At 62.3% G+C, this 25,630-nt stretch carries 26 protein-coding genes and 1 pseudogene; 22 read left to right on the forward strand and 5 right to left on the reverse strand.

The features are described 5' to 3' along the window. Positions 1 to 74 precede the first annotated feature (74 nt). A pseudogene (locus ACDELDRAFT_RS26070) lies at positions 75 to 755 on the forward strand (MBL fold metallo-hydrolase); the annotation flags it as partial. A 72-nt stretch (positions 756 to 827) separates the two neighbouring features. Next, positions 828 to 1,187, forward strand: a complete 360-nt coding sequence (locus tag ACDELDRAFT_RS25545) for a rhodanese-like domain-containing protein (RefSeq protein ID WP_232504711.1) — start codon at positions 828 to 830, stop codon at positions 1,185 to 1,187. A gap of 63 nt (positions 1,188 to 1,250) precedes the next feature. Here ACDELDRAFT_RS25545 and lysM read toward each other — a convergent pair whose 3' ends face one another. After that, positions 1,251 to 1,736, reverse strand: coding sequence for a peptidoglycan-binding protein LysM (gene lysM / locus ACDELDRAFT_RS03385; protein ID WP_005793452.1), 486 nt, complete (start codon positions 1,734 to 1,736; stop codon positions 1,251 to 1,253). A 211-nt stretch (positions 1,737 to 1,947) separates the two neighbouring features. On the opposite strand from lysM, the gene ACDELDRAFT_RS03390 reads away from it, so the two are divergent. Beyond that, on the forward strand, positions 1,948 to 2,715 hold the full coding sequence (locus tag ACDELDRAFT_RS03390) for a type III pantothenate kinase (protein ID WP_005793453.1): 768 nt from the start codon (positions 1,948 to 1,950) through the stop codon (positions 2,713 to 2,715). A gap of 48 nt (positions 2,716 to 2,763) precedes the next feature. Here ACDELDRAFT_RS03390 and ACDELDRAFT_RS03395 read toward each other — a convergent pair whose 3' ends face one another. The 3 genes from ACDELDRAFT_RS03395 to ACDELDRAFT_RS03405 all read right to left on the reverse strand — a co-directional run bounded on the left by ACDELDRAFT_RS03395 (position 2,764) and on the right by ACDELDRAFT_RS03405 (position 5,072). Beyond that, entirely contained in the window at positions 2,764 to 3,540 is a 777-nt protein-coding gene (locus tag ACDELDRAFT_RS03395) for a hypothetical protein (RefSeq protein ID WP_005793455.1), read from the reverse strand. Positions 3,541 to 3,559: 19 nt separating this feature from the next. Beyond that, on the reverse strand, positions 3,560 to 4,234 hold the full coding sequence (locus ACDELDRAFT_RS03400; RefSeq protein ID WP_005793456.1) for a TetR/AcrR family transcriptional regulator: 675 nt from the start codon (positions 4,232 to 4,234) through the stop codon (positions 3,560 to 3,562). A 208-nt stretch (positions 4,235 to 4,442) separates the two neighbouring features. Further along, entirely contained in the window at positions 4,443 to 5,072 is a 630-nt protein-coding gene (locus ACDELDRAFT_RS03405; RefSeq protein WP_005793458.1) for a phasin family protein, read from the reverse strand. A 256-nt stretch (positions 5,073 to 5,328) separates the two neighbouring features. On the opposite strand from ACDELDRAFT_RS03405, the gene rfbB reads away from it, so the two are divergent. Genes rfbB through rfbC form a run of 6 tightly spaced genes read left to right on the forward strand, consistent with a single transcriptional unit; the run spans position 5,329 to position 9,401 of the window. Then, the gene (gene rfbB, locus ACDELDRAFT_RS03410) at positions 5,329 to 6,402 is read left to right on the forward strand and encodes a dTDP-glucose 4,6-dehydratase (protein ID WP_005793460.1); all 1,074 of its coding nucleotides are present in this window, start codon (positions 5,329 to 5,331) and stop codon (positions 6,400 to 6,402) included. Further along, positions 6,399 to 7,292 (forward strand): dTDP-4-dehydrorhamnose reductase, encoded by an 894-nt coding sequence (gene rfbD / locus ACDELDRAFT_RS03415; protein ID WP_005793461.1) that lies wholly within the window; start codon positions 6,399 to 6,401, stop codon positions 7,290 to 7,292. Before rfbB ends, rfbD begins: the two co-directional genes overlap by 4 nt. A gap of 59 nt (positions 7,293 to 7,351) precedes the next feature. Then, complete coding sequence (locus ACDELDRAFT_RS03420; RefSeq protein ID WP_005793463.1) at positions 7,352 to 7,549, forward strand: type II toxin-antitoxin system VapB family antitoxin; 198 nt, start codon at positions 7,352 to 7,354, stop codon at positions 7,547 to 7,549. Then, complete coding sequence (locus tag ACDELDRAFT_RS03425; RefSeq protein ID WP_040327954.1) at positions 7,546 to 7,917, forward strand: type II toxin-antitoxin system VapC family toxin; 372 nt, start codon at positions 7,546 to 7,548, stop codon at positions 7,915 to 7,917. The genes ACDELDRAFT_RS03420 and ACDELDRAFT_RS03425 overlap by 4 nt, the downstream gene beginning before the upstream one ends. A gap of 21 nt (positions 7,918 to 7,938) precedes the next feature. Continuing rightward, positions 7,939 to 8,847 (forward strand): glucose-1-phosphate thymidylyltransferase RfbA, encoded by a 909-nt coding sequence (gene rfbA, locus ACDELDRAFT_RS03430; protein ID WP_005793466.1) that lies wholly within the window; start codon positions 7,939 to 7,941, stop codon positions 8,845 to 8,847. A gap of 8 nt (positions 8,848 to 8,855) precedes the next feature. After that, on the forward strand, positions 8,856 to 9,401 hold the full coding sequence (gene rfbC / locus ACDELDRAFT_RS03435) for a dTDP-4-dehydrorhamnose 3,5-epimerase (RefSeq protein ID WP_005793468.1): 546 nt from the start codon (positions 8,856 to 8,858) through the stop codon (positions 9,399 to 9,401). Positions 9,402 to 9,419: 18 nt separating this feature from the next. Here rfbC and ACDELDRAFT_RS03440 read toward each other — a convergent pair whose 3' ends face one another. Beyond that, positions 9,420 to 11,297 carry a hypothetical protein gene (locus tag ACDELDRAFT_RS03440; RefSeq protein ID WP_005793470.1) on the reverse strand — a complete coding sequence of 626 codons (1,878 nt, stop codon included), beginning with the start codon at positions 11,295 to 11,297 and terminating at the stop codon, positions 9,420 to 9,422. A gap of 336 nt (positions 11,298 to 11,633) precedes the next feature. Here ACDELDRAFT_RS03440 and gspE point away from each other — a divergent pair, with 336 nt between their 5' ends. The 13 genes from gspE (at position 11,634) to ACDELDRAFT_RS03500 (ending at position 25,604) form a co-directional block, all read left to right on the forward strand. Further along, the gene (gene gspE / locus ACDELDRAFT_RS03445; RefSeq protein WP_040327956.1) at positions 11,634 to 13,364 is read left to right on the forward strand and encodes a type II secretion system ATPase GspE; all 1,731 of its coding nucleotides are present in this window, start codon (positions 11,634 to 11,636) and stop codon (positions 13,362 to 13,364) included. Continuing rightward, positions 13,357 to 14,607, forward strand: a complete 1,251-nt coding sequence (locus tag ACDELDRAFT_RS03450) for a type II secretion system F family protein (RefSeq protein ID WP_005793473.1) — start codon at positions 13,357 to 13,359, stop codon at positions 14,605 to 14,607. Before gspE ends, ACDELDRAFT_RS03450 begins: the two co-directional genes overlap by 8 nt. Before the next feature lie 28 nt (positions 14,608 to 14,635). After that, a complete protein-coding gene (gene gspG / locus ACDELDRAFT_RS03455; protein WP_005793475.1) occupies positions 14,636 to 15,091 on the forward strand; it encodes a type II secretion system major pseudopilin GspG in 456 nt (151 codons plus the stop codon). 38 nt (positions 15,092 to 15,129) lie between these two features. Beyond that, the gene (locus ACDELDRAFT_RS23885) at positions 15,130 to 15,579 is read left to right on the forward strand and encodes a type II secretion system protein (protein WP_081470076.1); all 450 of its coding nucleotides are present in this window, start codon (positions 15,130 to 15,132) and stop codon (positions 15,577 to 15,579) included. Further along, positions 15,576 to 15,986 (forward strand): prepilin-type N-terminal cleavage/methylation domain-containing protein, encoded by a 411-nt coding sequence (locus ACDELDRAFT_RS03460; RefSeq protein ID WP_040327958.1) that lies wholly within the window; start codon positions 15,576 to 15,578, stop codon positions 15,984 to 15,986. Before ACDELDRAFT_RS23885 ends, ACDELDRAFT_RS03460 begins: the two co-directional genes overlap by 4 nt. Further along, positions 15,983 to 16,663, forward strand: coding sequence for a prepilin-type N-terminal cleavage/methylation domain-containing protein (locus tag ACDELDRAFT_RS03465; RefSeq protein ID WP_005793476.1), 681 nt, complete (start codon positions 15,983 to 15,985; stop codon positions 16,661 to 16,663). Before ACDELDRAFT_RS03460 ends, ACDELDRAFT_RS03465 begins: the two co-directional genes overlap by 4 nt. Positions 16,664 to 16,899: 236 nt before the next feature. Then, positions 16,900 to 17,526 (forward strand): type II secretion system protein GspK, encoded by a 627-nt coding sequence (locus tag ACDELDRAFT_RS03470; protein WP_232504708.1) that lies wholly within the window; start codon positions 16,900 to 16,902, stop codon positions 17,524 to 17,526. Positions 17,527 to 17,655: 129 nt separating this feature from the next. After that, positions 17,656 to 18,813, forward strand: a complete 1,158-nt coding sequence (locus ACDELDRAFT_RS03475; protein WP_232504709.1) for a PilN domain-containing protein — start codon at positions 17,656 to 17,658, stop codon at positions 18,811 to 18,813. Next, positions 18,810 to 19,370, forward strand: a complete 561-nt coding sequence (gene gspM, locus ACDELDRAFT_RS03480) for a type II secretion system protein GspM (RefSeq protein WP_005793481.1) — start codon at positions 18,810 to 18,812, stop codon at positions 19,368 to 19,370. Before ACDELDRAFT_RS03475 ends, gspM begins: the two co-directional genes overlap by 4 nt. 700 nt (positions 19,371 to 20,070) lie before the next feature. Then, entirely contained in the window at positions 20,071 to 22,425 is a 2,355-nt protein-coding gene (gene gspD, locus ACDELDRAFT_RS03485) for a type II secretion system secretin GspD (protein ID WP_040327960.1), read from the forward strand. Between the two features lie 98 nt (positions 22,426 to 22,523). Beyond that, on the forward strand, positions 22,524 to 22,910 hold the full coding sequence (locus ACDELDRAFT_RS03490) for a hypothetical protein (RefSeq protein WP_040327971.1): 387 nt from the start codon (positions 22,524 to 22,526) through the stop codon (positions 22,908 to 22,910). 187 nt (positions 22,911 to 23,097) lie between these two features. Next, positions 23,098 to 24,612 (forward strand): hypothetical protein, encoded by a 1,515-nt coding sequence (locus ACDELDRAFT_RS03495; protein ID WP_005793489.1) that lies wholly within the window; start codon positions 23,098 to 23,100, stop codon positions 24,610 to 24,612. 293 nt (positions 24,613 to 24,905) lie between these two features. Beyond that, positions 24,906 to 25,604, forward strand: coding sequence for a peptidylprolyl isomerase (locus ACDELDRAFT_RS03500; protein WP_232504710.1), 699 nt, complete (start codon positions 24,906 to 24,908; stop codon positions 25,602 to 25,604). Positions 25,605 to 25,630 lie beyond the last annotated feature (26 nt).

A 25,630-nucleotide genomic window follows, 5' to 3' on the forward strand; every position in this document is an offset into this window, starting at 1 on the left:
CCCGCAGCAGCCAGGCGCGCGGCCGCGCGGCACAATGGCACCACCCGTTGAATATTTTGTCCCGGATGCCCGCCATGATTCCCCTGCAGCTGTTCGACCCCGCTTCCAGCACCTACACCTACATCCTGCACGATCCCGCCACGCGCGAGGCCCTCATCATCGACCCCGTGGACGAGCAGCTCGAGCGCGATCTGGCGGTGCTGCAGGCGCACGGCCTCACGCTGCGCTGGGCCCTTGAAACCCATGCGCATGCCGACCACATCACTAGCGCCGGACGCCTGGCCGAGCACACGGGGGCGCAGACGGCGGTGCCGCAGGGATGCGGCATCGGCACGGCGGCGGTGCAGCTGCACGACGGGCAGACGCTTGAATTCGGCCGCGAAACCTTGCGGGCGTTGCACACCCCGGGGCATACGGCGGGCAGCATGTCGTACCTGTGGCGCGATCATGTCTTCACGGGCGACACCCTGCTCATCAACGGGTGCGGCCGCACGGATTTCCAGTCGGGCAGCGCAGCGGATCTGTACCGCAGCATCACCGGCGTGCTGTTTGTCCTGCCGCCGCAGACCACCGTCTGGCCGGGCCATGACTACCAGGGCCGCAGCCATTCCACCATCTGCGCCGAAAAAGCCGCCAATGCCCGCGTGGCCGGCCGCAGCCAGGCCGAGTTTGTCGCGCTGATGGAGTCGTTGCACCTGCCCCGCCCCCGGCGCATCGATGAAGCGGTGCCTGCCAATCGCCATTCGGGACTGCGCCACGATGCCGAAGGCGCCGCACTGCAGGCGCCGCGCGCGGCCGAGGGCTATGCGGGCGACGTATCCGCGCCCATGGCGTGGCAGTGGGCGCAAAGCGGGGAGGCCGTGCTCATCGACGTGCGGACCGACGCCGAGCGCGAATGGGTGGGCAGGGTTCCCGGAGCCATTGCGGTGGCCTGGAAACAGTGGCCCGGTATGGCGATGAATGCCGATTTCGACGCCCAGCTGCGCGCCGCGGTGCCCGAGGGCGGCCGGGCCCTAATGCTGTGCCGCAGCGGCGTGCGCTCGATTGCGGCCGCACGGCGCGCTACCGAGCTGGGCATCACGGCCTACAACGTTCTCGAGGGCTTCGAGGGCGACCCCGACGAGAACGGACAGCGCGGCAAGAAGGGCGGCTGGCGCCGGCAAGGGCTGCCCTGGCGCCAGGGGTGAGTGCACAAAGAAACGGGCGCTCTCGCAAGAGGGCGCCCGTTTTTTTTGGGGTGGTTGCCGCCGTTACAGGGGCGGAATGCGCAGCTTCTGCCCCGGGTAGATCTTGTCGGGATGCGTCAGCATGGGCTTGTTGGCCTCGAAGATCTTGGGGTACTTGTTGGCGTCGCCGTAGAACTTCTTGGCAATGGCTGACAGGGTGTCGCCCCGCACCACGTCGTGGTACTGCGCTTCGGGCGCCGGCGCCACCACGGCCATGAGGTTGTCCACATCCTTCACGTTGGCCACGTTGCCGCAGCACAGCGTGACTTTCTCGAGGGCTTCCTGCGTGGGGGCCTGGCCGCGCACCGTGACCTTGCCCTGCGTGCCGTCAAAAGTGACCTGAACAGCCTCGACCCCCAGGTTCTGCGAGGCGATGTAGGCCTCGATCGCCGTGGCGGCCCGGGCGTTGAGTTCTTCCATGGCGGCCGGGTTGTCTTGCACCGCCGCCTCTGCTTCCTTGCCCCCGAAAAGCTTCTCTCCGGCTTCCTTGATGAAACTGAAAAAACCCATGGTGATCCTCCTGTGGTTGCAGCATGCGAAGCGGCCACTTTAGCCGAGCGCATGCCGTTCGTGTGTCAGAGAATTGCCCGAGGTGGCGCGGCCACCACGGCGGGCAGCCTGCACGAACCCTGCGCCCAGGAAAGCATCCGCGCAGGCCTGGGCCGTCAGGGCTGTCCGCCAGGCGAACGGGTGGGCGCGAAAACTCGGGATAATCCGCCGCATGACATTTCTGGCCATCGACGTCGGCAACACACGTCTCAAATGGGCGTTGTACGACGCCCACCGCCCGGGGGCTGCCCTGCTGGCGCATGGTGCCGAATTTCTCGACCACATCGACCGCCTGGCCGAAGGCTCATGGGCCCAGTTGCCGGTGCCAAGCCGCATGCTGGGCTGCGTGGTGGCCGGCGATGCCGTCAAGCGCCGCGTGCAGGACCAGATGGAACTGTGGGACGTGCCCGCCCAGTGGGTGGTGTCGTCGGCCCAGGAGGCGGGCGTCACCAATGGCTACGACTACCCCTCGCGCCTGGGCTCGGACCGCTGGGTGGCCATGATCGGCGCCCGCCACCACGTGCTCGCGCAGGGGCCCGCACGTCCCATCGTGGTGGTGATGGTGGGCACCGCGGTCACGGTGGAATGCCTGGATGCGGACGGCCGGTTTCTCGGCGGGCTCATCCTGCCGGGCCACGGCATCATGCTGCGCGCGCTCGAGGCCGGCACGGCCGGCCTGCATGTGCCCACCGGCGAGGTGCGGCTGTTTCCCACCAACACCAGCGATGCCCTGACCAGCGGAGGCACCTATGCGATTGCCGGCGCGGTGGAGCGCATGGTGCAGCACGTCATTGCCCACTGCGGGGCAGAGCCGGCCTGCGTCATGACGGGCGGGGCGGGCTGGAAGATGGCGCCCAGCATGACGCGGCCCTTCGAGCTGGTGGACAACCTGATCTTCGAGGGGTTGCTGGAGATCGCCGCGCGGCGGTTTGGCCCCTGAGCAGCGTGGGCGCTGCCTTCACACAGGCCAGAACCGTGTGAGCAGGCCTTAGTCTTCCGCCAGTTCGGTGCGCGCCAGTTCCACGTCGAGGTGTTCGCGCGCATCCTGGGGTGTACAGGCAGCCGCCTTTTCATAGAGCTGCGTGGCTTCTTGCATTTTGCTGTCGCCTTCGAGCATCACGAGGGCGTTGGCGTATTCGATCATGCCGATGGCCGAGTCCGGGTTCAGGCGCAACGCCTCTTCGAACAGCCGAAGGCCCATGTCCTTTTTGGCACCGTAGGTCATGCCACCGATCAGCGGGCCCACCTTGTCGATCACTTCGGCATGGAAGGCGCCCAGAGCGATGCGGGCATCGGCATGCCGGGGCGACAGGGCTACGGCCTTCTCGAGCGCATTTCTGACCTTGCTGCCCAGCCCCTGCGCCAGGGCCTTGGCCACGCTGATGCCCTGGCTGTAGCGGCCCAGCGCGTAGGCATGCCAGTACCACGCGTTGGCGTTTTGCGGCTCTTGTGCCGTGAGAGCCTCGGCGCGTTCGGCCACCCGTGTGAACAAAGCCAGGCGTGCCTCTTCTCGCGGTTCGAGGTAGTTGGCATAGATCGCGGTGGCCTTGTTGGCCACGGTGAGCCCGGGGCCGCCGGCGTCCAGCCCCGCTTGTGCCGCGCGCTCGAATTCGCCGTTGTGGAAAAGTGCCCAGGCCCGCAGCACGGCGTCGTCCTGCGGACAGGGCTCGGCATCGCCGCGGTGCAGCGCGCCCCACAGGGCCTTGACGCTGGCGACATCGAAGCGGTAATCGCCCGCGTGGGGAAAGGGGGTCCATTCGGCCATGGTGCGTCTCCTGGGATTGTTACGGGGTAGCTCGGCCAGTCACCGGCGCGTAGGCGCCCACAATCTGCTGCAGGTGCTTGCGCTGCCCGTCCTCAAGGTAGGGTGTGAGCAGGGTCAGTACGTGGTGTGCACCCCGCAGCAGCGCGGCCTGTGCGCTTTCGGGCTCGAGCGCGCGGCGCGGGTCGCGCACGTATTCGAAGCTGAGCCAATAGGTGAGCACCACCACCATGCTCGTGGCAGTGGCCTCCTGGTCGCAGGCGTCGATGCGCACGGCACCGCTGCGGCCCATGCCATCGAGCATCGCCCGCACCGCGCGGGTCTTGCGCGCCAGGATGGCCTGGACATGCGTCTCGAGGCGGCGGTTCTTGGAGAGCAGGTCGTTGAGGTCCCGGTAGAGAAACCGGTATTGCCAGATGATTTCGAACAAGGTGTGCACGAAGAACCAGGCGTCCTCGACGTTGCGCACGTTGTCGGCGGCGCCGAGCAGCTCGTTCAATGCATGTTCGTACCGGTCGAACAGCGCATTGATGAGCTCGTCCTTGGCGGGGTAGTGGTAGTAGAGATTGCCCGGGCTGATGCCCAGCTCGGCCGAGATGAGCGTGGTGGACACATTGGGCTCGCCGAACCGGTTGAACAGGTCGAGGGTGACTTCCAGAATGCGTTCGGCGGTGCGGCGAGGCGCTTTCTTCACCATGGGGCGTGCCTTTGCTTTTGGTTGTTGCGGGCTCTCTGAGGCCTACTCTAACCGAGCGAAGATTGCTGCACTGCAGCAACGCCAACCGTGCGATGCGCGGCCTGCCAAGGCGTCCGTGCACGCGCTCCGCCGTGGTGGTGTGCGCACAGCGGCCCAGCCAAAGCGACCGCGTGCGATGGCGCACGCGGTCGCAGGGAGGGATGCAAGCTCAGCCCCGCGCCGGGGCTGGAGCATGCGTGCGGTTCAGGGGGGCAGAGATGGTGTCGGACGGTGCCGTGGCCTTGGGCGCGGCTGGCGCGCGGCGCTTGGGTGCCGCCTTCTTCGCTGCGGCCGATTTCACGGCGGGCGCCGCGCTGGCCTGCTTGCGCGCGGCGGTCTTCGCGGGGGCCTTGGTTGCTGGTCCGGCGGCGGATCTGGCAGTGGTCTTGGCTACGGGTGCTTTGGCAGCCTTGGGGGTGAGGGCTTCGATGCGCGCATGCAGGGCCTCGATGTCGCGCGCGGAAGGTACACCGAGTTTGCCCAGGGCCTTGGCCACCCGCTCTTCAAAGATGTTTTCGAGCTTGTCCCACTGCCCCGCCGCGCGCGAGCCGATATCGGTGGCCATGGTGGTCACTCGGCTGGTGGCCTCGGTGATCTTTTCCTCGGCCACGGCCTGGGTCTTGCGCTGCAGGGTGAGACCTTCCTTGACGAGGGCCTCGAACACCTTGCCGCCTTCTTCCTGCGCCTTCGAAAACGCGCCCAGCCCGGCCAGCCAGATCTGCTGCGCCGATTCCTTGACGGTGCTGGACAACTGCGCGTCGCTCTTCTTGTTGTTGCCGACCTTCTGCTTCTTGACCATGAGACCTCCGGTAAAGGGTGAATGGTTACCAGGACTGCACAGCACTGGCACACGAACGCACTTTACGCCGCCACGCGTTGCAGGTGTAGGTGCGTGCTCCTAAAAAAGGAGAGGCGGAGGCCGTCGAGCCACGCAATGGCGGCCGCCCAGCGGAGAAGATGCGCTCATGCTGCGCGCAGCGTCCGGTTACGTGTCGGGCGCATGCCGATGGGATAATCGCCAGCTTTGCCAATCGGCAGCTACCTCGGCTCACACCATGATTCTTGTCTCCGGCGGTGCCGGTTTCATCGGCGCCAACTTTGTTCTGGACTGGCTTGCCACCTGCGACGAGCCGGTGGTCAACCTCGACAAACTCACGTACGCGGGCAACCTGCACAACCTGGAAAGCCTGCAGGGCGATGCGCGCCACATCTTCGTGCAGGGCGACATCGGTGACAGCGCGCTCGTGCAGCGCCTGCTGGCCGAACACCGGCCCCGCGCCATCGTCAACTTCGCCGCGGAATCGCACGTGGACCGCTCCATCCACGGCCCCGAAGACTTCATCCAGACCAACGTCGTCGGCACCTTCAGGCTGTTGGAAGCCGCACGGCACTACTGGCAAGCGCTGCCTGCTGCAGAAAAAGAAGCATTCCGGTTCCTGCACGTGAGCACCGACGAGGTGTACGGCACGTTGTCCGCAGAAGCCCCGGCCTTCACCGAGGCGCACTGCTACGAACCCAACAGCCCGTATTCGGCCAGCAAGGCCGCCAGTGACCACCTTGTGCGCGCCTGGCACCACACCTACGGCCTGCCGGTGCTCACCACCAACTGCAGCAACAACTACGGCCCCTACCACTTCCCCGAAAAGCTCATCCCGCTGATGATCGTGAACGCCCTGGCTGGCAAGAACCTGCCCGTGTACGGCGACGGCATGCAGATCCGCGACTGGCTCTACGTCAAAGACCACTGCAGCGCCATCCGCCGCGTGCTCCAGGCCGGCCAGCTGGGCGAGACCTACAACGTGGGCGGTTGGAACGAAAAGCCCAACATCGACATCGTGAACACCGTCTGCGCCCTGCTGGACGAGCTGCGCCCCCGCTCTGACGGGCAAAGCTACCGCGCGCAGATCACTTACGTCCAGGACCGCCCCGGCCACGACCGGCGCTACGCCATCGACGCCCGCAAGATCGAGCGCGAGCTGGGCTGGAAACCAGCCGAAACCTTCGACAGCGGCATCCGCAAGACCGTGCAGTGGTACCTGGACCACCCCGAATGGGTGGGCCAGGTGCAATCGGGCGCCTACCGTGAATGGGTGCAAAAGCAGTACCAGGCCGCCGAGGCAACGGCATGAACATCCTGCTGCTGGGCAAAGGCGGCCAGGTGGGCTGGGAACTGCAACGCAGCCTGTCCGTGCTGGGCACGGTCACCGCGCTGGACCACGACAGCACCGGGCATTGCGGCGACTTCGCCAACCCCGCAGGGCTGGCCGACACGGTGCGCGCGCTGCGCCCCGACGTCATCGTCAATGCCGCGGCGCACACCGCCGTCGACAAGGCCGAAAGCGAGCCCGAGTTCGCGCGCACCCTCAATGCCACCACGCCCGGCGTACTGGCCGAAGAAGCCGCGCGCCTGGGCGCCTGGCTGGTGCACTACAGCACCGACTACGTTTTTGACGGCAGCGGCACCCGCCCGTGGGTAGAGACCGACACCCCCGCCCCCCTGAGCGTGTACGGCCGCACCAAGCTCGAAGGCGAACAGCGCATCCAGCAATCCGGCGCCAAACACCTGATCCTGCGCACCAGCTGGGTCTATGCCGCGCGCGGAGGCAACTTCGCCAAGACCATGCTGCGCCTGGCGCAAGAGCGTGACCGCCTCACCGTCATCGACGACCAATGGGGCGCGCCCACGGGCGCCGACCTGCTGGCCGACGTCACCGCGCACGCACTGCGCCACCTGCAGCAGCACCCCGAGGCCGGCGGCCTGTACCACTGCGTGGCCGGCGGCGAAACCAACTGGCATTTGTATGCGAAATACGTGCTTGCGCAAGCACAGCAAGCGCAACCTGCTATCAAGATTAAAGCAACCGAGGTGGCGCCTGTGCCCACCAGCGCGTTCCCCACGCCGGCGCAGCGCCCGCACAACTCACGCCTGGACACCACCCAATTGCAAACCATCTTCGGCCTGCAACTGCCGCACTGGCAAACCGGCGTCGAGCGCATGCTACAAGAAGTGTTGTCATAAAATAAGTCATCATTTGATGTCGAAATCGACGCATCGCTTGATGTCCAAAGGATGAACCCATGCGTACCACACTCACTCTTGACGATGAATTGTTGGCCCAGGCGCAGCAAATCAGCGGTTTGACCGAACGTACCCAGTTGATCCGCGAAGCACTGCTTGCGCTGGTGCAGCGCGAGAGCGCGCGCCGTCTGGCCCGACTCGGCGGGACCGAACCCCAATTGCAGCCCATCCCCCGCCACAGAGAGCCTGAAGCGTGATGCTGGTGGACACATCCGTTTGGATAGACCATTTGCGTCACGGTGAAGCCGAACTAACGGCCGCACTACAGGCCGGGCAGGTGGATATGCACCCATTTGTGGTTGGTGAGCTGGCCTGTGGAAGCTTGCGCGCACGCGCCGAGGTGCTGGGTCTGCTGCAGGCGCTGCCCCAGCTCCGGGTGACCACTGACAGGGAAGTGCTGTTTTTTATGGACGCGCACGCACTTATGGGGCGCGGCATAGGCTATGTGGATATGCATCTGCTGGCAGCCGCCCGGCTGGGGGCGCAACTACTCTGGACTCGCGACAAAAGACTGCACGCCATCGCCGCCGAACTGGGTCTGGCGCATACCGAAAAACAACACTGATTCAAGAAAACGCGTCACACCATGAACGCTTACAAAGTCACCCAAGCCACCAACCGCAAGGGCATCATCCTGGCCGGGGGCTCCGGCACCCGGCTGCACCCGGCCACCCTGGCCATCAGCAAACAACTGCTGCCGGTGTACGACAAGCCCATGATCTACTACCCGCTCAGCACGCTGATGCTGGCGGGTATCCGCGACATCCTCATCATCAGCACGCCGCAAGATACCCCGCGCTTCGAACAACTGCTGGGTGACGGCAGCCAGTGGGGTATCCACCTTGAATATGCAGTGCAGCCCAGCCCCGACGGACTGGCGCAGGCATTCATCATTGGCGAAGACTTCATCGGCGACGCGCCCAGCGCCCTGGTGCTGGGTGACAACCTGTTCTATGGCCACGACATGCACCTGCTGCTGGGCAACGCCATGCAGCGCAAGGAAGGCGCCAGTGTCTTCGCCTACCACGTGCACGACCCCGAGCGCTACGGCGTGGCCGAATTCGACGCCTCGGGCAAAGTGCTCTCGCTGGAAGAAAAGCCCGCATCGCCCAAATCCAGCTACGCCGTCACGGGGCTGTACTTCTACGACCGCCAGGTGGTCGAACTGGCGCGCAATCTCAAGCCCTCGGCACGCGGCGAACTCGAGATCACCGACCTCAACCGCCTGTACCTCGAGCAGGGCCGCCTCAACGTCGAGATCATGGGCCGGGGCTACGCCTGGCTCGACACGGGAACGCACGACAGCCTGCTCGAAGCCGGCCAGTTCATCGCCACGCTCGAGCGCCGCCAGGGCCTGAAGATTGCCTGCCCCGAAGAGATTGCGTGGCGCCAGCGCTGGATCGACGCAGCCCAACTGGAAAGCCTGGCCAAGCCCTTGAGCAAGAACGGCTACGGCCAGTACCTGCTGCGCGTGGTCCAGGAAAAGATCTATTGAGAACCCGTATGCAAGCCACCCGCCTCGCCATACCCGACGTCGTCCTGATCGAGCCCAAAGTGTTCGGCGACGCGCGCGGGTTTTTTTACGAAAGCTTCAACCAGCGCGATTTCAACGCTGCCACCGGCACGGACTACCAGTTCGTGCAGGACAACCACAGCCGCAGCAGCAAAGGCGTACTGCGCGGCCTGCACTACCAGGTCCAGCAGCCCCAGGGCAAGCTCGTGCGCGTGGTGCACGGGGCCGTGTTCGACGTGGCGGTGGACATCCGCAAAAGCTCGCCCACCTTCGGGCAATGGGTGGGGGCGGAACTGAGTGCCGACAACCACCACCAGCTGTGGATCCCACCCGGCTTTGCCCACGGCTTCGTGGTGCTCAGCGATGTGGCGGAGTTCCTGTACAAGACCACCGACTATTACGCGCCGGAGCATGAGCGGTGCATTGCGTGGAATGACAGCACCTTGGCCATCGATTGGCGTTTCGAGGGCACGCCCAACCTGTCGGTCAAGGATGCTCAGGGGCGGGTGCTTGTGCAGGCGGAAGTGTTCGCCTGAGGGGCTGCGTCAGCTGGCTTATGGCCGGGGCGTGGACAAAGTCTGCTGCACTGACCGGTAGAGCGCGGCTGAACCATAGCTCGCATTGTCCGGGTCGAACGCAAATGGGTTGTGGCTACGGGGCACGAGCCGACCGTACCAACGTGGCTCCATAAAGAACGAGAGAAACTCCGCTCCTCGGGCGGCATGCTGGCCCAGCATGCGCTGCACCGAAGCTGTGTCCATGGCCTTGAGGGGATGGAATTCTGTCACCCCGTACCCGTGGTGTGCGGAGCGGGCATACCACCGCGAAAACGTGTCGCCGTAGGCGGCGTCGCCGTACAGGCTCACTCCCAGCCTAATGGCGCCCATCGGTTGTAGCGACGCCTGGATGGCATATTTGTTCGCATCCCAGCCTGGATTGGTAAACGGGATGATCTGGTGGGTGTAGTGCGGCGTGCCGGCAAGGCATGACTGGCGCACCGCACCATCGAAGAACTTCAGATAGTCCACGACCTGCTGGCTGCGGAATGTGTGCCAGAAGGGTACCAGCGGGTTGTAGTAATAGGCCGACTGATCGGCCGGCAGATCGATATGGGCCTGCGCGCCATGGGGGATGGGCTTGCTGTGCGGAAGCGGCTGTTGAGGCAGTGCGCTGGGCGTGCTTTGCTCGCGGTCCATCAGAGCGATGTTGCGTGTCCCCAGGAGGATCAACTGCCCCGGTGTCTGCTCGATGAATACATCGATGCGGTGCAGCCCCGTGGGCAAGCGCCGGAAGTCCAGGTCCCAGCGCCACCCAGTGTTGGCGTCGCCAAATTCGGGGTGGGCGGCAAGTACGTCCTGCCGCCCCTGATTTGCCGGGGTCTTGCCCACAAAAACACCGTTGCGGTAGATGTGCACCCAAGGCGGTGGAGCTCCTTCCGTTCGGAGTGCGTAGGCCCACCCTGCGATGGGCAGGCTTCCGTGGGCGAATGAGTCGATGTGTTCCGTGAACCGTTGAAGCGGCTCTGTGCGAATGTCGCGCGAGGGCGGTTGCACCTCCTCGAACGAGGCATAGTCCGATCCCAGCACTCGGTTGAGTTGTTCGATGCGTCCAAATTCCTGCTTCAGGAATTGGCGAAACCACGCCACGGAATGCGGGCTGTAATCGGTCACCCGATAGGGAGGAGCAAAGCCCATGCCGGCCTCAAAGTCGGGGAACAGGTGGTGCAGCTCGCCCAGCAAGGTCACGCCCCTGATCTTGGCGACGTCCACAGCCGGCAAGCGGCATACGGCCTCCAGCAACGCCTTCGTGGCCTGCACTCGCCGAGCAGTCAGCTCGGTCTCGGTGGTCGCGAAAGTCCAGTTGTTGAGTGGGGCCCCGTAGTAGCGGCTTTGGGCCAGTGGGCCGTCCCGGGTCTGCGCGAGGTTGGCGGAGTCTGCGGCAAGGGCTTTCTCCAGCGGCGCGTCGGTGCTGAAGTGCGTTGAAAACAAATACAGGATCAGAGGTCGGGAATTGTCACGCACGGTGCGCACCAATCGACCCACGGTGTCGGTGTCTATCTCCCAGCCATCGGCACTTTTGCGAAACAGCTGCAATAGAGGAACGGGGAGGGTATAGCCCAGAGGGTATGTGGGTGCGGCACCGGCGGCGTGCTGCAGGCCGGTAAGGGTGGACTCCACCAGTTTTGCCGCCGAGCCACTTGGGCCCGTACATGTCGCGCGCAAATCGTCGAACTCCGGCGCGCCAGCACCCTCCTGCGCCATGACGCAGGGTTCGATCACGCCGATCATCGGCGCCAGCAGCATGGGGGCACGCTGGCCGTGTGCGGGGAGGCTGCGAACCATGAGCAGCCCACCTACTCCGGCGGCCAGCACGCCGCAGGCAGCCAACGCCATGGCCAGGTCGACAAAGCGGCGGGGGGAGCGACAGTTCATGGCGGATGCGGGAAGGGCGATCGAGAGAGAGGCGGTGAATGTAATTCAAGTGATCCCCGTGGCCGTTTGCTGAACGGCCGTTGGTACCTGACCAGCCGCCGGTTTTGGCAGGAAGATCTGATGGCGGTTGGTGACGGCGGAGCCGAGAGCCACCGGAATGCCGGTTTCTTGGGGATGTCCCGTGCCGACGCATTGTGCGTGTACAGCAGCATTCACGAGTGGCGGAGCGGGGAACCTAGCGGCGGCTACACTCAAGCCCATTTCCTGCGAGGTAGTGGCTGGGCCCTGCCTGTGCCCCTTATGGATGGCCCCCCGCAGTTCCGTACCCCGACATTCATGACGACAAATACACTTTCGGCTTCGAGCGAACCGTTCATGGCGGTTGCCGAGCAGCGGCCACGCATCGGCGAATTGCTGGTGCAGGCTGGCAAGCTCAGTGCGCGCGACCTGGAGCGCGCACTTTCAGCGCAGCAGGAGATGGGAGGCATGCTGGGCCGGGTGCTGGTGCGTCTGGGGCTGGTGTCGGACGCCGATGTAGCCAGGGCCCTGTCTTCGCAATTGGCCATTCCGCTGGTGCCGGGCGACGATTTTCCGGACTTGATGCCTGAAGTGGACGGCTTGCTTCCAGAATTTCTGCAAGCGAATGCCGTGTACCCCCTGCGCCTGGCAGATGGCGTGCTGCACGTTGCCATGGCGGTGCCGCAGGATGCGTTTGTCGTCAAGGCACTGCGCCTGGCCACGGGCTTGGCGATCCAGCCGCACTTGGCACTGGAGGGGGATATCGAGAAGGCCCTGGCCGAGCCTGTGGAGGAGGCCCCCGAAGATGAAGATGACGGCTTTGGCGATGGGCTAGATGGCGGCGACTTTGTCGAGCACCTGAAAGACCTGGCCAGCGAGGCGCCCGTCATTCGTTTGGTCAATACCATCATTGGCCGCGTGATCGACCTGCGGGCCTCGGACATTCACCTGGAGCCGTTTGACGACGGCCTGCATGTGCGGTATCGGGTGGATGGCGTTATTCATCCGGGCGAACTTGTGCCGCCGCGCCTGTCCGCCGCCGTCAATTCGCGTGTCAAGTTGCTGGCGCATCTGGACATTGCCGAGCGCCGCCTACCGCAAGACGGCCGTATCAAGACGCGGGTCAAAGGCCGTGAGCTGGACTTGCGCGTCTCCACGGTACCCACCGTACACGGCGAAAGCGTGGTCATGCGCGTGCTGGACCGAGCGAGTGTGCGTCTTGAACTGGAAAAGATGGGGTTTGAAAAAGACACGCTGGAGCGCTTCAACACGCTGCTGGCGCGTCCGCACGGCATCTTGCTGGTTACCGGCCCAACCGGTTCGGGCAAGACCACCACCCTTTATGCTGCGCTGGCCAAAATTGATGCTTCGGCGCAGAAGATCATCACCGTGGAAGACCCGGTGGAATACCAGCTCGAAGGCATCAACCAGATCCAGGTGCATTCGCAGATCAACCTGACGTTTGCCAACGCTTTGCGTTCCATCCTTCGGCAAGACCCCGACATCATCATGATCGGGGAAATGCGCGACGGTGAAACTGCGCAGATTGCCGTGCAGTCGGCGCTGACGGGGCATCTGGTGCTTTCCACGCTGCACACTAACACCGCTGCAGGTGCGGTGATCCGCATGCAGGACATGGGGGTGGAGCCCTATCTCATCACCTCGGCCGTGAATGGCGTGCTCGCTCAGCGCCTGGTGCGCACCCTGTGCAGTCATTGCAAGCAGGCCTACGATCCAGGCACTGAAGTGCGCAGCACTACCGGGCTGTCGCGCTTTTGTCCGGCGACCCAGCCCGTGTACCGGGCGGTGGGCTGTGAACACTGCCGTCAGTCGGGCTACCGGGGCCGCACGGGGATCCACGAACTGCTATTGCTGGATGAGCCCATGCGCCGCGCCATCATCGAAGGGCGCGATGCGAATGTGCTTAACGGTATTGCGGCCCAGGGTGGTATGTTGAGCCTCTACGAAGATGGCTTGCGCAAGGTGGCCGCGGGCCACACGACTCTGGACGAGTTGGCGCGCGTCACTCAGGACCAGTCCGATGCCTGAGTTCGTATGGCGAGCTGCAGCGGCCTCTGGCAAGGTGGAGGAAGGCCGCACCAATGCCTCCAGCGCGGCTGCGGTTCTCAAGCAACTGCGGGGGCAGGGGCTGACACCCCTGCGCATCGAAGATGCCGTTGCTGCGGCGTCGGCGGGAGGCGGCACCGCATCGGTTCCAGGCAGCTTCGCGCAACCCAAGGTGCGCCAGTCCAAGGGGCCTGTGACGGCGCCCGATGTATTGGCGATTACTTCGGAGCTGGCCATCATGCTGCGTGCGGGCCTCGCGCTCGATAATGCCCTGCGCGTGCTGATAGACATGAGCCACAAGCCCAGTGTGGCAGCCCTCATGCAGGGCATTCTGGATGCCGTCAAAGGCGGCACACCCCTCAGCCGTGCGTTGTCGCACCATCGCGAGCTATTTGGTGATTTTTATATCAATATGGTTCGCTCCGGGGAAGCGAGCGGCCAGATGTCGGCCGTGCTGGACCGACTGGTTGAGCATATGGAACGCCAGCGTGCCCTGCGGGACAGCGTCATCTCTGCCACTATTTATCCGGCCATCTTGTTGGCGGTGGCAGTGCTATCGCTGATTGCGATGCTGGGTTTCGTGGTGCCACAGTTCGAGAAGTTGTTTACCGATATGGGCGATGCACTGCCCCTGCCGACCCGCTTGGTGATGGGCCTTGGCCATGCATTTACTAGCTATGGCCTTCTGATGGGGATGGTGGCCCTGGGGGGTGGTTTGCTGCTGGTGAGGTGGTTGAAATCGCCCCCTGGGCGCCGTTGGTGGCAGACGCGGCTGTTGCGGTTGCCATTGATGGGGCGCCTTGCTCTCAAATACCAGTTGACACTGTTCTCACGCTCGCTGGGCACGCTGCTGGGCAATGGCGTGCCCATGCTTACGGCGCTGCACATTGCGACGGAGACAGTTGGCAACACGGTGTTGCAACAGGCTTTGGGGCGGGTGGCTCCTATTGTCAAAGAAGGGGGCAAGGTGGTGCAGGCCATTTCCGCTACCGGTATCTTCGAGCCCCTGGCAATCAATCTCATCCGGGTGGGCGAAGAAACCGGCCGGATTGGTCCCATGATGCTGGAATTGGCAAACATATTGAACCGCGAAGTTGAAACCGGTATCAAACGCCTGCTGACGTTGGTGGAGCCGGTCCTCATTCTGGTGCTGGGCGTGTTGATCGCCGCCATCATTGTTTCCATCCTGCTTGGAATTCTGTCTATCAATGACCTCGCCGTATAATTTTTGTTTGCCCAAGGAACAGTCTCCCATGGTGAGTATTCGTGCCCGCCGCGCTTGCGGCATTTCGTCTTTTCGCAAGCCCTCTCGGGGTTTCACGCTGATTGAGTTGTTGGTGGTGCTGGCCATCCTCACGCTGTTGGCGGGGCTGGTGGGACCGCGCGTGCTCAATCAATTGGGTGGAGCGAAGTCCAAAACTGCGGGTGTGCAGATTGCAGATTTGGACAAGTCGCTCGAACTTTTCAAGCTGGATGTGGGGCGTTATCCCACCACTGAAGAGGGTTTGGAGGCGCTGGTTAAAAAGCCCGGTAGCGTGAATGGATGGGCTGGGCCTTACCTCAAGGGTGGTGTGCCAACCGATCCTTGGGGGCACCCCTACCGTTACACGAACGCGGGCGCATCTGGCGGTATTGACATCGTCTCTCTTGGCTCTGACGGCGCTCCCGGGGGAGAGGGTGAAGCCGCGGATATCCGCAATAAACCCTGAGTCTGTTGGATCGCCACCCATCTCACAAGGGCGTCGCTGTGCGAGGCGAGCGAGGCTTCACCCTGGTTGAGTTACTGGTCGTTTTCGGTATCTTGGCTTTGCTCATGGGTCTTGCCCCTGTGGCGTTTGACCGCATGCGAGACGCATCGGCCTACCGTGACACTGTGCGGACCATGCTGGGCCAAATGCGCAGTGCGCGCTATCGTGCAATCGCAGAAGGGCGCGAAGTGCGGTTTTCTGTCAATTTGGCTGAACGAAATTATGGGGTGGATGCCGAGGTGCGACGCACTTTGCCAGATTCGTTGCGACTTCGTGCTGTGGTTGCAGGCAACGAGCTTGTAGGGCGAGGTGAGGCGTCGATCCGGTTCTTGCCGAGTGGTGGCGCTACCGGCGGTAGCATTGAAGTTCTGCGTGCTTCTGGAGGCGGAACTCGCTTGAGAGTTGATTGGCTTTCCGGTCGCGCCACGCTGGAAGCGCTTTTGCCATGAGCCGTGGAGGCCAATCGCAACGAGGATTCACCTTGTTGGAGATGCTCGTTGCCTTTGCCATCATGGCCTTGTCATTGGGAATGCTCTATCGCGCCAGTGGCGGTACTGCGCGCACTGTGGCGCAGGTCGAGCAATATCAAGGTGCAGTTTTTCTGGCAGAGTCGCTTCTGTCGCTGAGGGATGCGGTCCCTGAGCAGGGTTGGAACCAATCGGGGGCCTCCGCTGGCTACGCATGGGCCATCACCAGTGCGCCATTTCCCACATCGGTGGGCAATTTGAATGCACCTCCTCTGCACGAAATAAAGATCGCCATATCCTGGGATGAAGGCTCAGGCCGTCAGCGTCAGTTTGAATTGAACACGGTGCGGCCCCAGAGAAAGCCAATGCCGGTTGGGCGCAATTTATGACCAAGTTCGTGCACGGCAGTAAATCTGTCGGGGCCAGCCGGGGTTTTACTCTGGTTGAGTTGTTGGTCGTCATTTCTCTTCTTTCGTTGGTCATGCTCGCGATGGCGTCTGCGTTGCGCACGATGGCTCAGACGGAAGAGCGGGTTGACCTGCGCTTGCAGCGGAACGATGAGATGCGCGTGGCCGGTGATTTTCTGCGCGATATCTTGGGGCGGATTTCTGCGAGGAAGCTTGCTGCTCCCGTCGTTGATGGCGGTAGTCAATTCGCTTTCACTGGTGAAGAGCGAGAGCTGAGCTGGATCGGGATCATGCCTGCGCGCTATGGCGCTGGCGGTAGATATCACTTTAGGTTGTCGTTGGATGCGGCATCCGAAGGACGTGCCTTGGTCGTGCGCTTTGTTCCGTGGACGGGTGATTCGCAGCCACCAGATTGGGCGCAGGCAACTGCCCATACGCTGATCACAGGTGTCGCAGAATTTGCGCTGCAATACGAGGATGGAGAGACAGAGCCTCCCGTGTGGACGCGGCGTTGGACGGTTGTTGACCGTCTGCCTCAGCGTGTGATGGTCGGGATCAAGACTTTGAAGGGAGCGTGGCCGGAACTGGTGGTCGCAATGCGCATAGCACCGGCCAGCGACCCCTTGAGCTCTGGCGCCGTATTTGGCGGGAGCCAATAAATATGCAGCTCCAGTCCTTTCGGCCAGGTTTTCGGCATCAAGGCATGGTGTTGATCGCTGTGCTTTGGTTGGTGGCGGCTCTGAGCATCATCGTAACGGGGCTTACGCGCTCCGTGCGCGAAGAGGCGCGGATGATGTCTCGTGCACGCCAAAGCGTAGAGGCCTTGGGTATAGGAGACGCAGCCATTCAAATCGTGCTTCAGGGCATGTCGGCACAGTCCGCTCCTAGAGGGCGCTTGGACGAGATCGATGTCGCATACCGAGGTGTGCCAGTCTCGGTGCAGGTGATGCCGCTCAACGGATTGATAGATATCAATGCTGCTGCGTTGCCATTGTTAACGCGTCTTTATGCTGTGGCGGGGGGCTTGCCTGCAGAGGCGGCTGAAGCGTTGGCTCAAGCGACGGTGGCTGCCCGTGAGCGAAAAGACTCGGGGGGGCGTGCGGCGCGATTTGAGGCAGGGGAGGACCTGCTCCAAGTACCGGGTATTGATTACAGCCTCTATGCTAGACTTTCCGGCCTCATCACCGCAGATCTTCGGGGTGGCGGCAAAGTCAATCCCATGGCTGCGCCACTGGAGGTGCTCGCGGTCTTGGCCGACGGCGATGTCGCCGTTGCCCAGCGCATCGCGGCAGATCGCCGCGCTGGGCTGGAAGGTATTGACACCACGGCGTTGAATGCCGGGGCCATCGATAACGCAACCGTTCGGCGTTTTCGCTTGCAGGCGCGTGTGCCCCTTGTGGATGGCACGTGGGTGCGGGTTGCTCGAACAGTTGACCTCACTCCGCGTGCTCGCGACGGCATGCCTTGGCACACTTTTTCGTCTGGCCACAGTTTTGAATCCGTGGGCCAAAAAAACAATTAAAGCACCATGCAGTCCATCTCCTCGGATGCCCGCTTTTTGGGGGTTGACCTGAAAGCCTTGTGGCAAGAGACATGCCACTCATGGCGGCGAATCCACGAGTGGCCTGGGTTATCCTGGCTTACACCAGCCGTGCCGGTGATCCTGTACCAGGCCGATGGAGCCCAATCCTTTTGGTTGGGGGATGCGCTGCAGCCCATCGATCTCGATAAAGCGAAGACGAGTTTTGTGGCGGTGGAATTGCCCGATGATCACGTTCTGCGGCGGACCCTCACCTTTCCCCAAATCGATAGCGCCGACATCGCCGCTGCTGTAGCGCTAGAGGCGCGCACGAGTAGCCCTTTTTTGGCCCAGGATCTGGTATGGGGGCATTGCACCCGCCCGGTTGAGGGGGGAGGTACGCGTAGCGTTGAAGTGGCAATGGCTTCTCGCAAGCAAATTCAGGCCTATCTTGCAACCCAAGTTGGAAAGTTGCCCGGCAACACTCCCCCTGAAGTTTGGGTGCTTGCCGATAAAACATGCCCCATTGTCCTCGGCGGGTACGGAGAAGTACATCGCGCCTCCCAGGCGGCGCGGCAGCGCCGTTGGGGCTATGCCCTGCTGCTCCTGGCCTGTATGCTGTCTTTGGGCATTGCCGTGACTCCTACGGCCCAACTCCGATTGCGTGCAATCGAGGCGGTCGTGGCGTATGACGGCATCGCGCAGCGCACTGCCCCTCTGGCGCAGCAGCGTGAAGCACTCATGCAGTCGGTCGAGAAGCTGGGCTCGCTGTCTGAAATGCTCGCCGGACGCATCGAACCTTTGCGGGTTCTTGACAAGTTGACCAAGGTCCTTCCGGACGACACAGCATTGCAGAGTTTCCGACTCCAAGGGGTCAAGGTCACTATCGCCGGGGACACGGCCAACGCGTCAGCCTTGCTGCAATTGCTGGGTGAGCAGCCTGGTTTGCGCGATGTGCGTGCGCCTACGGCTGCAATGCGCATGCCGGGTGCATCCAAAGAGTCATTCGCCATCGAATTTGTGCTGGATCCGCAGCAATTCGGTGTCGTGGGTGCTGCAGTACCACTGGCTACTCCGCCCGTGAGTCAGGTGCCCGCACCTGCGGCTGTGGCGGTGCCTGCATCGGCAAGTGCACCCCCGCCGAACCCGAGCGCTGGCAGGTCGCCGACTCCGGGGGCGGCGCCGGGCGCTCCGGTGGCCACTTTCGGTGGGCGCGCCACGTTTGGCGGGACCATGCCAAAGGCGCCCGCGGTTCCAGCCTCTGCTGTAACGCAAGGGAGCAAGCCATGAAGATCGCCCTGTCTCGGGAGCGGATGCTGGTGGGCGCATCGGCGATAGTCCTGCTGTTGCCGCTTATTGCACTGGGCGGATACATCGTGCACAAGCATCAGTGGGCGCAGGCGCGATTGGAAGAACTGCTTCCCCGGTATGCGAGGTTGTCCGGGCTTGAAGCACAACGCTCGGATATCGCCGCTACGTTGGCGCGAGCCGATGCGGCCCGTGCCCAGTACACCTACCCCTCTACCCAGGATGCGAACCAGGCCGGCAATGCTGCACAGCAGCGCATACGTGACATTTTCAGCAGCGCAGGCCTGCAAGTGATCAGCAGCCAGGTATTGCCGGCAAAGGACGAAAAGAACTTTGATCGGATACCCATCATGGTGCGCACTGAAGGGGAAATGCTTGCGGTACAAAGCGCACTGGCGGTACTGAGCAGCCAAGTGCCTGTCATCGTCATCAACGATTTGGATGTTCAGTTGCCGGGCGGATTGGCCAACGCGCTACCCAAGGTTGCTCCACGCCTGACTGTCACATTCAGTCTCACCGTCTTGAGAGAGCGTTCCTGATGATGAAGCGTTACGCCTTGCCTCTTTTGGTGTTGGTGAACATCGGTCTCGCCCTGACTCTTGCATGGATGTGGGTAGGGAGCGATGGCAGCCTGCGCAATACCCACTGGAAGGCTCCACCTCCACACCAGACCGACTTCGCTTCTATGGTGCCTGCCTTGCCTGGGCCTGGCTCGGCAGATACCAGCCAGTTCATTGCCATGTTGGACCGTCCGCTCTTTTCCTCGTCGCGACGTCCGCCCCCGCCGCCACCCCCGCCGCAGGCTGAGGCTCCCCAGGTTGACACCCTTGCTACCGCAAAACTGTCAGGCCTTTTCTTTGGCGACGGTGTGGGGGGCATCATCATCCATATCGACGGCAAGCCTCGACGGGCCAAACTAAACGACCTCGTGGAGGGATGGACGGTGAAATCCATTCAAGGCCGTGCCGTCACATTGGCGCGTGGTGGCGAAAGCCGTGTACTGCAGTTGCCGCGGGCCGCGGTGACCACCTACAGTGGTTTGCCATCGGCTCCGGGGCAGGGGGGGGCTAATGCCCCAGGCGGGGCTCCCGGTTCCAGACCCATAGGCGCTGCCCCAGCGGCGGGCGCGCCGGGGAGTGGCGCTTCTCCGGCAAGCGGCGGCGCCCCGCTCCGGGCTACGTTCGGCGGGCGCCGCTAAGCGCAGCCTGTCCCTTTATTACTGTTAATTGGCAACGCGTCATGACCCAATACCGATACGCTCTCACCACTGTTGCGCTGGCTGTGTGCCAATTCGCAGCAGCACAGGCGCCGCAGAAGGCCGAGGCACTTCCTGGCACCAATGTCGTCACTGAGTCTGGAGCTGCCTCGAAAGCCATCGCGCCAGCATCTGCGTCAGCAGCCAAGGCAGATGAGCACAAAACCGCCGAACCTCGCCTCATTCGAGGCAACGATCGAATTGTTGCGCCTGCCCGAACAGTGCCTCCCATCGAGGGGGCTCCGGTGTCGTTCAATTTTGAAGAAGCGCCGGTGGCTGAGGTGGTCCGCACAATCTTGGGAGATGTGCTCAAGGTCGATTATGTGCTGCACCCCCCACTGAGCGGAACGGTAACTTTGGCAACGCGCAGTCCCATGCCTCCAGACCAGGCAGTGTTTTTGCTCGAAAGCGCACTGCAGGCCAACGGCTTGGCCATGATGCGGGACGCTCGGGGTTCATACCATGTGGGAAGGCCCGAAGCCCTCAGGAATATTGGCGGTTCGGTCAGGCAGGTGGGCAATGGCCCGTTGCCTCCGGGTTACGGAGCGATCGTGGTTCCGCTTCAGTACATCGGAGCGGCAGAGATGGCGACCATTCTCAAACCCTTGATGCCCCCCGATGCCATCGTCCGCGTGGACAACATTCGCAACCTGCTGGTGCTCACTGGCACCCGTACCCAAGCCGAGGGCTGGCTGGATCTCATCAACACCTTTGATGTTGATTTGCTCAAGGGCATGTCGGTTGGATTGTTTCCACTCAAGCATGCCTCGATCAAAGAAGTGGAGGCTGCGCTTCGCCTTGTGAGCGGGGCTCCACAGGCGTCAGGAACGGGCGGTTCGTCGGTGGCGGCGTCGGTTGGGGTGCCGGGTACTGCCGCAGCATCCGCAGGCGCTTCTGCCGCCGCGCTGGGTGAGAACAGCCCCTTGTTCGGTGCGTTGCGCATCATGCCGGTCGAGCGGCTCAACGCCGTTTTGGTGGTCACGCCCCGTGCAGCCTATCTCGAAGAGGCCCGCCGCTGGATTGAAAAGCTTGACCAGCCGAGCGACGGCGGAGCGGAGCCCCAACTTTTCATCTACCGTGTGCAGAATGGCAGCGCCCGGCATCTTGCCGGCGTGCTCTCGGGCATCTTCGGTACTGGACAGCAAACGGGGGGGTATGTGGCCAACAGCGGTGTCGCGCCCGGGTTGGGCACAAGCACGGGTACATCGTTCGGCCAGCAACAACCATTTGGAAACACGGGTGTCCAGGGTGGCGGATTTGGTGGCAGTAACTATGCAACCAATTCATTGGGTGGCAATACCTTTGGTCGCACTGCGACGGGCGTGGGGGCTTTAGGCACGCAAAACCGCACGAACCAAGGCGTGGCCACTGGTGGGGTCGTGGCCGCCAATCTGGGCGGCGTGCGCGTCATGGCTGACGAACAGAACAATTCCATCCTTGTCTGGAGCACGCGTTCCGATTTTCAGAAAATCGAAAACACGCTCAAGCGGCTCGATTTGCCGCCTACGCAGGTGCTCATCGAGGCCAGCATCATCGAGGTCACGCTGGGCGACGACCTCAAGTATGGTCTGCAGTGGGCATTCTCTGACACCCATCGTGGCGGCCCCGGGAGCGGTTTGATCGGGGCGCTGCCCTCGGCCTCCACCGGCGGCTTTTCCTATACGCTCAAGGACACCCTCGGAAACATGCGCGTCACGCTCAATGCGCTGGCCGCCAAATCGCTCATCAAGGTCATCTCCAGCCCCTCGCTGATGGTGCTGGACAATCAGACGGCGACCATAGCCGTTGGAACCCAGCAGCCCATCCGTACGGGGGAGACCACCAACCTCAATACAGTCGGCAATTCCACCACTACCACCTACCAGTACAAAGACACGGGCGTTCAACTGTCCGTGCAACCGTCGGTCAACTCAGGCGACCTTGTCACCATGGACATCAGTCAGGCCGTCACCGATGTTGGGGACGAAGACACGGTGACGGGCCAGCGCGCGTTCCTGCAGCGTCAGATCAGCAGCAAGGTTGCCGTGCGTTCGGGTGAGGCCGTGGTGCTCGGCGGTCTTATCAAGGACAACTCATCCTCTGGCAGATCGGGGGTGCCTCTGTTGAGCAGCCTGCCGGTGGTGGGAGGCCTTTTCGGCGCTACCACGAGCAGTAGCGGGCGCACCGAATTGCTGGTGGTCATCACGCCCAAGGTGGTTCGCTCTGACCCTGAAATCCGGCAAGTGAGCGAGGAACTGCGCGATCGACTCAAGGGTCTGTCTACCATTGACATGAGCGATCGTGCAGCCGCACGCCCGGCGCCCGCTGCGCCTGCATTGCAGCCTTTAACCCCGCCTTGAAGTTATTGTTCAGTCGGTTTTTATCAAGCGTGAATTGTTAATAGAAGGAAACCATCAAGATGAAGACTCCCTCGTGGAAGCACTCGCGCGTTCTCTGGATGCCTGCGTTGGCCGCTGCAGCCGCCTTGGGCCTGGCCGGGTGCGCCACCCTCTCCGGGCCCCCCGAAAAGGTGGTGGAGCAGCGCTCGGGCGAATACTGGAAGGCGCGTATTGCGGGCGACTACGTCAAGGCCTATGAGCTTTCCACCCCTTCCTATCGCAAGCTAAAAACGTTGGAGCAGTTCCGCATGCAGTTTGGCCCCAGCGTCAGCGTGCAGGACGCCGAAGTGGCAAGTGTGGCGTGTGAACCGCAAAAATGCACGGCCCGCATGAAAATCAGCGCCAAGCCCGCTTTGATTGGTGTGAAATTGGGTACGATACCTTTATACATGGATGAAATCTGGCTGCTTGAAGACGGTCAGTGGTGGCACTATCAAGAGCCTTGATAGAAGGTCATTGCTGTGGCTGGAAGGCTCTGTGTAGTGGATGTGCATTGCGGTGTTGCTTTTCTTCAACAAAGGGTTTTTTACAAACTTCTCGCTGTACTTGCCTCTGACACGCTGTGCTACCATCCCCTAGCGTAATCAATCGTGGTAGTTGCGCTTACCAACTTTTTTAACTGGAGTTCTTGATATGAAGAAAAATGTTCTGGCCCTGAGCATTGCTGCCATGATTGGTGGCCTGGGCTTTGCCGGCGCTGCATCGGCGCAGGTGGTGTCGCCTTTGACGGTGAACGAAAGCGGCACGGGTCACATGCTGCTGGTGCCTTACTACACGGCGCAAAACGGCAACATGTCCGTGTTCCACGTGGTGAATACCGATACCGCCAACGGCAAGGCTCTGAAGGTGCGTTTCCGCGGTGCTTCGAACTCTGACGACGTGCTGGACTTCCAAGTGTTCATGTCGCCTGGCGATGTGTGGACCGCTGCCGTGACGCAAGGTTCTGACGGCGTTGCCAACCTGGTGACCGCTGACGGCACCTGCACGCTGCCCGCCATCGCCAAGGGTGTGGCTGTGCCGTTCGTGCAAGACCGTCTGCCTTCCGCTATGACGGCTGCTGACAAGGCTAATAACACCCGTGAAGGCTATGTTGAGATTTTCAACATGGCTGACATCACCAGCGCCAAAGATCCTCTCTTTGGTGGTGTTGGTAATTTGGTGCCTGTGAATGCGCCCCTGTACACGGCCATCAAGCACGTGAATGGCGTGGCTCCTTGCACGGACTCCGTTCTGCAAAGCACGCTGACCACAGAGGCTGCGACTGCCGGTTTGGTCGCTCCTACTGATGGTCTGACGGGTTCGTGGTACATCATCAATGTGCCGCAAACGACTACGTTCGCTGGCGCTGCCAATGCCATCGTGGCAACGGGTACCACGAACAATGTGTTCTCCGCGCAGAGCACTGGTACGGCAGGACTGTTCACGGCAGATCCACTGTTCAAGTCGGGTGTTTTGACTGCTCAGAAGTACGACGTGCCTGATCTGTCGACGCCTTATGTTGGCGCTGCATCGCAAGCCGCCGCAGATACGCAAGCTTCGCAGTTGACGGCTGCTTTGGCTCATGCACAGGTGATCAACCAGTATGCCAACGATGCCAGCATCACGGCGAAGACTGACTGGGTGTTCTCGATGCCTACCCGTCGTTACAGCATCGCTGCTAACTACAAAGCACCCATCGGTGCAGGTGTTTTGGCGACCTCTGCGTATGCAGCTGCCTCTGCCACTGAAAAGGCTGCCGCTTACCGTCTGATCAACGATGGTGTGACGGGTTCTTATTTCGTTACCGCTTCGAACACCACGGTGAACTCGATTGGTCAGATTTGCGCAAGCTCCATTGGTGCTACGTTCTATGACCGCGAAGAGACCTCCAAGACCTCTGGCGCAGTGTTCTCGCCTGGCACCGTGTCCCAGACGCCTCTGTGCGGTGAAGTCAGCGTGCTGAGCTTTGCGGATGCTGGTGCTTCCGTTCTGGGTGCTTCCGTGGCGCGTTCTAACGTGACCGGCGCATACACGAACGGCTGGGGCCGCATTAGCTTCTCGGCTGGCGTGCCTGTCCTGGGCGCTTCGTTTATCAAGCTGACCAACCCCGCCGCTTCGGCTGGTGTGTCGGGCAACTACGGTATCACGTGGCCCCACGCTTACAAGTAAGCACGGCACTTTTCACGCTAGCGTGATCTAAAAGGCGGGGGTAACCCCGCCTTTTTTTATTCTGACCTTGGTGACAAGTGGTAATTTCAATGAACGTTTCACGATCTTCTCTTGCAATCCGTGCCTCCATGCTGGCTGTTTCCATGGCAGGTTTCACTGCACACATGGCGTGGGCTGCTGGCCCGGTGCTGGCACAGGGTCCGCAAGCGCATATCACTGCTGAAGATATTGAGGCTGATGCGCTACGCATGCCCGAAGAAATGCGGGCATCTGTACTTTCCCGGCCGAAAACAGTGTCGCAAATCGCTAGCAATCTGTATGCGCGCCGTGCCCTTGCCAACAAGGCACAGGCCGAAGGCCTGGCGAGCGACCCCCACGTAGCCGCCGCATTGCAAGTGGCCCGCGACAAGGTGCTGTCCGATGCCCTGCTGGCCAAGATCGACAAAGACAGTGCTCCAAGCGACGCCGTGGCCGAAGGCCAGGCGCGCAATATCTATAAGGCCAAGCCTGACAGATTCCAGGCCCCTGAGCAGGTTCAGGTGCGCCATATCCTGATCGCCGGCACCGATGGAGGCGCCCGTGCGCAGGCGGAAAAAGTTCTCGAAGAACTCAAGGCAGGTGCGGATTTTGCCCAACTGGCCAAGGAGCGTTCGGCAGATACCGGCAGTGGTGCCAAGGGTGGCGATCTGGGCCTGTTTGCACGCGGTCGCATGGTGCCCGAGTTTGACGAGGCGGCATTTGCACTGAAGCAGCCGGGCGATCTGAGTGGCATCGTTGAAACCAAGTTTGGTTTCCACATCCTCAAGCTGGATGCTCGGCGCCCCGCCGGACTGCGCCCCTACGAAGAAGTGCGCGAAGAGCTGATCAAGGAAGTGCGCGGAAAATTGCAGCAGGATGCCCGTGTTGCCGAAGCTGAAAAAGTCCAACAGGGCCTGACAATCAACAACGAGGCGATTGAAGCGTTTGCTGCCACCCATAAGGCTGCGCCTTGATGCGCTGAGTCGCCAACTGGCCAAGG

The sequence above is a fragment of the Acidovorax delafieldii 2AN genome (assembly GCF_000175235.1).
In the GTDB taxonomy this organism is placed as follows: Bacteria; Pseudomonadota; Gammaproteobacteria; order Burkholderiales; family Burkholderiaceae_C; genus Acidovorax; species Acidovorax delafieldii_B.

Coding starts and splice junctions, on each gene's coding strand:
- lysM (WP_005793452.1), bottom strand. CDS start 1,736: ATGGGTTTTTTCAGTTTCATCAAGGAAGCCGGAGAGAAGCTTTTCGGG.
- ACDELDRAFT_RS03390 (WP_005793453.1), top strand. CDS start 1,948: ATGACATTTCTGGCCATCGACGTCGGCAACACACGTCTCAAATGGGCG.
- ACDELDRAFT_RS03400 (WP_005793456.1), bottom strand. CDS start 4,234: ATGGTGAAGAAAGCGCCTCGCCGCACCGCCGAACGCATTCTGGAAGTC.
- ACDELDRAFT_RS03490 (WP_040327971.1), top strand. CDS start 22,524: ATGCCTGCGTTGGCCGCTGCAGCCGCCTTGGGCCTGGCCGGGTGCGCC.
- rfbB (WP_005793460.1), top strand. CDS start 5,329: ATGATTCTTGTCTCCGGCGGTGCCGGTTTCATCGGCGCCAACTTTGTT.
- ACDELDRAFT_RS03395 (WP_005793455.1), bottom strand. CDS start 3,540: ATGGCCGAATGGACCCCCTTTCCCCACGCGGGCGATTACCGCTTCGAT.
- ACDELDRAFT_RS03420 (WP_005793463.1), top strand. CDS start 7,352: ATGCGTACCACACTCACTCTTGACGATGAATTGTTGGCCCAGGCGCAG.
- rfbD (WP_005793461.1), top strand. CDS start 6,399: ATGAACATCCTGCTGCTGGGCAAAGGCGGCCAGGTGGGCTGGGAACTG.
- rfbC (WP_005793468.1), top strand. CDS start 8,856: ATGCAAGCCACCCGCCTCGCCATACCCGACGTCGTCCTGATCGAGCCC.
- gspM (WP_005793481.1), top strand. CDS start 18,810: ATGAAGATCGCCCTGTCTCGGGAGCGGATGCTGGTGGGCGCATCGGCG.
- gspG (WP_005793475.1), top strand. CDS start 14,636: ATGGTGAGTATTCGTGCCCGCCGCGCTTGCGGCATTTCGTCTTTTCGC.
- gspE (WP_040327956.1), top strand. CDS start 11,634: ATGACGACAAATACACTTTCGGCTTCGAGCGAACCGTTCATGGCGGTT.
- ACDELDRAFT_RS25545 (WP_232504711.1), top strand. CDS start 828: ATGGCGTGGCAGTGGGCGCAAAGCGGGGAGGCCGTGCTCATCGACGTG.
- ACDELDRAFT_RS03495 (WP_005793489.1), top strand. CDS start 23,098: ATGAAGAAAAATGTTCTGGCCCTGAGCATTGCTGCCATGATTGGTGGC.
- ACDELDRAFT_RS03440 (WP_005793470.1), bottom strand. CDS start 11,297: ATGAACTGTCGCTCCCCCCGCCGCTTTGTCGACCTGGCCATGGCGTTG.
- gspD (WP_040327960.1), top strand. CDS start 20,071: ATGACCCAATACCGATACGCTCTCACCACTGTTGCGCTGGCTGTGTGC.
- rfbA (WP_005793466.1), top strand. CDS start 7,939: ATGAACGCTTACAAAGTCACCCAAGCCACCAACCGCAAGGGCATCATC.
- ACDELDRAFT_RS03405 (WP_005793458.1), bottom strand. CDS start 5,072: ATGGTCAAGAAGCAGAAGGTCGGCAACAACAAGAAGAGCGACGCGCAG.
- ACDELDRAFT_RS03465 (WP_005793476.1), top strand. CDS start 15,983: ATGACCAAGTTCGTGCACGGCAGTAAATCTGTCGGGGCCAGCCGGGGT.
- ACDELDRAFT_RS03450 (WP_005793473.1), top strand. CDS start 13,357: ATGCCTGAGTTCGTATGGCGAGCTGCAGCGGCCTCTGGCAAGGTGGAG.
- ACDELDRAFT_RS03460 (WP_040327958.1), top strand. CDS start 15,576: ATGAGCCGTGGAGGCCAATCGCAACGAGGATTCACCTTGTTGGAGATG.